Here is a 3413-nt window from a genome sequence, read left to right as displayed (position 1 = left end):
TGATCAGGAATAACCGTTAAATGAAAGAGTCTGTTTATAATAAATTAGAAACCTTAGTAGAGCGTTACGAAGAAGTACAAGCGCTGCTAAGCGACCCGTCGGTCATTAGTGATCAAAATCGTTTTCGTGGGCTTTCAAAAGAATATTCTGAGCTTGAAGAGATTGTAAAAACGTTTTTAACTTACAAAGAAACGCAAGATGATTTAGCCAGTGCAGAAGAAATGCTTAAAGATTCTGACCCTGAAATGCGTGAAATGGCGCAAGAAGAATATAAAGAAGCTAAAGCGCAAATTTTGGTAATTGAAGATCAAATTCAAGTATTAATGTTGCCAAAAGATCCACGAGATAATAACAACGTATTTGTTGAAGTACGTGCTGGAACAGGCGGTGATGAAGCGGCTATTTTTGCTGGCGATTTATTTCGTATGTACAGTCGTTATGCAGAAACTAAAAAATGGAAAGTAGAAGTTGTGAGCACCAATGAAGGTGAGCACGGTGGTTACAAAGAAGTTATTGCAAATATTAGTGGCGAAGGCGTTTACGGTCAATTAAAGTTTGAATCAGGTGTACACCGCGTACAACGTGTGCCAGAAACCGAGTCACAAGGGCGAGTTCATACCTCTGCATGTACTGTTGCGGTAATGGCGGAAGTACCAGAAGCCGAAGCGATACAAATTAACACAGCAGATTTAAAAGTTGATACATTTCGTGCATCGGGCGCAGGTGGTCAGCACGTTAATAAAACAGATTCTGCTATTCGACTTACACATATACCTACCGGTGTTGTGGTTGAGTGTCAGGATCAGCGTTCACAGCATAAAAACCGCGCTAAAGCGATGTCGGTACTTGCAGCACGCTTGCAACAAGCTGAAGATGAGAAACGCCATGCGGCAGAAGCATCTGAGCGTCGTGATTTAGTAGGTAGTGGCGACCGTTCTGAGCGTATCCGTACTTATAACTACCCACAAGGTCGTATTACCGATCACCGTATTAACTTAACACTTTATCGTTTAAATGAAGTGGTAGCGGGTGATTTAGGCTGTGTTATTGACCCATTAATGCAAGAACATCAAGCTGACTTATTAGCGGCTATGGGCGACGAGTAGTCGTGAGCCAAACTCTTGAACAAGCTATTGCTGCAGGCGCTAATTTATTAGCACCTAGCAGCGAAAGTGCTAAATTAGATGCACAAGTTTTACTTTTACATATTCTTCAAAAACCTCACAGTTACCTTTTCACTTGGCCAGAGCATGAACTTAACGCTGAGCAACAACAGCAATTTAATACATTTTGCCAAAGGCGTTTAAACGGTGAACCTGTTGCACATATTACGGGGCAGCGTGAGTTTTGGAGTTTATCGCTTGAAGTTAACGCAACAACCTTAATACCTCGACCAGATACCGAAACGCTAGTAGAACAAGCACTTGAAGTGACTGTACCTGCTACAGCTAAAGTACTTGATTTAGGCACCGGTACTGGTGCAATTGCGTTGGCACTGGGTAGTGAAATGCCTAATTGGCAAATTACTGCAGTAGATAGAGTAAGCGATGCTGTTGCACTTGCTACACGTAACCAGCAGCGATTGGCGATTAACAACGTACACGTTAAGCAAAGCAACTGGTTTAGTGAGTTGCACGGTGAAAAATTCAACCTAATTGTCACTAACCCACCTTATATTGAAAGCAGTGATATACATTTAAATCAGGGCGATGTGCGCTTTGAGCCTTTGTCGGCATTAGTGGCTGATGATTGCGGAATGTCTGATATTAAACAAATAATTACACAATCACGTGACTATTTGTTATCTAGTGGCTATCTTTTAATAGAACACGGTTTTGAGCAAGGTGAAGCTGTTCGTCATTTTTTCAAAAAAATGGCATTTGTTAATATTAAAACAGTGAAAGACTTTGGTAATAATGACCGTGTAACGTTTGCACAGTGGCCCTAAAGAATAATAATTGCTTACTAGTGCGTTAAATAATGCCATGAAGGAATTTCGACTATGATGGGTGATTTTTTATTTTCAGATGAGCCAGAAGAACCAATCAATGAGATTGAACTTGGTACCTGGAAAGTCTTAATCGTTGATGACGAACCTGAAGTTCATGCTGTTACAAAACTAGCGTTGAGTGATTTTGAGTTTCAAAATAAACGTTTAGAATTTATCAGTGCTTATTCGGGAGCTGAAGCCAAAGAGCTTATAAAAGAGCATCCGGATGCCGCAATTGTGTTACTTGATGTTGTAATGGAAACCGACGACGCTGGTTTGCAAGTTGCTAAGTTTATTCGTGAAGAAGCTAAAAATAATCATATTCGAATTATTTTAAGGACAGGTCAACCTGGTCAAGCCCCTGAACGACAAGTAATTATTAATTATGATATTAACGATTACAAATCGAAAACGGAGCTAACGGCTCAAAAATTATTTACAGTCATTATGTCGAGCCTGCGCTCGTACCGCGATATTATTTCAATAGAGCAGTCACGCGAAGGACTTGAGAAGATAATTATAGCGTCTCGTGATATTTTTTCTGCGCATTCAATAGAGCACTTTATTGAAGGCGTTATGCAGCAGTTAACATCTTTATTGGGTATTGCTGATCAAGCTATGTATGCAACTACTTTAGTTGCACAAAACCCTGAAGCACAAAATAATAAAAAGCTAATTGTTTGCTCGGGTACCGGTGATTTTGAAAAAAGTGAAGGTAAAGAGCTCGATGAGGTATTACAAGCTGAACAGTTAAGTGCGTGCCATCAGGCGCTTAATGAAAAAAGTATTATTTATAAAGATAATTACTTATTTGCGTATTGTAGCAGTGAGTACAATCATAATTCGATGCTGTTTATATCGGGGATCCCAAAGGATTTGACAGATACTCAGCGTCATTTAATCAAGATTTTTTCTCAAAACGTGCAACTTGCGTTTGAAAATGTACAGCTCCAGTCTGAAATAGAAGCAACGCAACAAGAGCTTGTTTATAGGTTAAGTGAAGCGGTAGAGCAACGATCAACCGAGACAGGCAATCATGTTAAGCGTGTAGCGCATATTTGTCATATTTTAGCTCAGGGTTATGGTTTATCTAAGCATGATGCTGATTTAATAAGATTGGCGTCGCCTCTGCATGATGTAGGTAAAGTGGGCATTCCTGATGCGGTATTAAATAAACCAGCAAAGTTAGACGCCCAAGAATGGGAAGTGATGAAAACCCACACTGATAAAGGCTACACTATTTTAAAAGACTCGCCTCATGAAATTGTGAGTACAGGTGCAATTATCGCTAAAGAACATCATGAAAAATGGGATGGTTCTGGTTACCCAGAAGGTTTAAGCGGTAATGCAATCAATGTATTTGGTCGTATAGTCGCACTTGCTGATGTATACGATGCACTTCGCCATAAACGATGCTATAAAG

At 39.9% G+C, this 3413-nt stretch carries 3 protein-coding genes; all 3 read left to right on the top strand.

Going from position 1 to position 3413, the window contains the following annotated elements; translation table 11 throughout:
• Positions 1–20: 20 nt before the first annotated feature.
• Positions 21–1106 carry a peptide chain release factor 1 gene (gene prfA, locus ENH88_RS06190; protein ID WP_024597763.1) on the top strand — a complete coding sequence of 362 codons (1086 nt, stop codon included), beginning with the start codon at positions 21–23 and terminating at the stop codon, positions 1104–1106.
• 2 nt (positions 1107–1108) lie between these two features.
• Positions 1109–1948, top strand: a complete 840-nt coding sequence (gene prmC / locus ENH88_RS06185; RefSeq protein WP_024597764.1) for a peptide chain release factor N(5)-glutamine methyltransferase — start codon at positions 1109–1111, stop codon at positions 1946–1948.
• 54 nt (positions 1949–2002) lie between these two features.
• On the top strand, positions 2003–3413 hold a 1411-nt coding region (locus ENH88_RS06180; RefSeq protein ID WP_304180724.1), incomplete at its 3' end, for a response regulator.

Source organism: Pseudoalteromonas prydzensis (assembly GCF_011050055.1).
GTDB classification, from domain to species: domain Bacteria; phylum Pseudomonadota; class Gammaproteobacteria; order Enterobacterales; family Alteromonadaceae; genus Pseudoalteromonas; species Pseudoalteromonas prydzensis_A.
Note: the sequence above shows the minus strand (reverse complement) of the source record. Positions and strands in the feature narration are given on the sequence as shown.